Genomic DNA, 354 nt, shown 5'->3' on the forward strand with positions numbered 1-354 from the left:
CTACTGAGGTTGAACTCGTGGTGTCGTAGGGGCTGACGGGCCGCGGTCCCTGCGGTATCACCGGGGCGTGAGGTATCCACAGGGTGGCGGGCTGACCGCCGAACGTCAGGCGTCCCGCGAGGAGTTACGGCTCCAGGCGGCCGAGCGGTTCGCAAGGGGCGAGGCGAGCTCGGTGATCGCCAAGGACCTGCGCGTCAGCGTCCGGTCGGTGCAGCGATGGCGGCGAACGTGGGACGAGGGCGGTCCGCGTGCTCTGCGGTCGCAGGGGCCGGCGTCGCTGCCGAGGCTGAGCGAGGAGCAGTTCGCGCAGCTGGAAACGGAGCTGGCCAAGGGGCCGGCCGCGCACGGCTGGGA

1 protein-coding gene is annotated in these 354 nt (G+C 71.8%); it reads left to right on the forward strand.

Annotated features, from left to right (window positions below):
- Positions 1–67 precede the first annotated feature (67 nt).
- Positions 68–354: helix-turn-helix domain-containing protein (locus tag ALMP_RS42890; RefSeq protein WP_264937482.1), on the forward strand; the 287-nt coding region annotated here is incomplete at its 3' end.

This window comes from Streptomyces sp. A012304, assembly GCF_026008495.1.
Classification (GTDB): Bacteria; Actinomycetota; Actinomycetes; order Streptomycetales; family Streptomycetaceae; genus Streptomyces.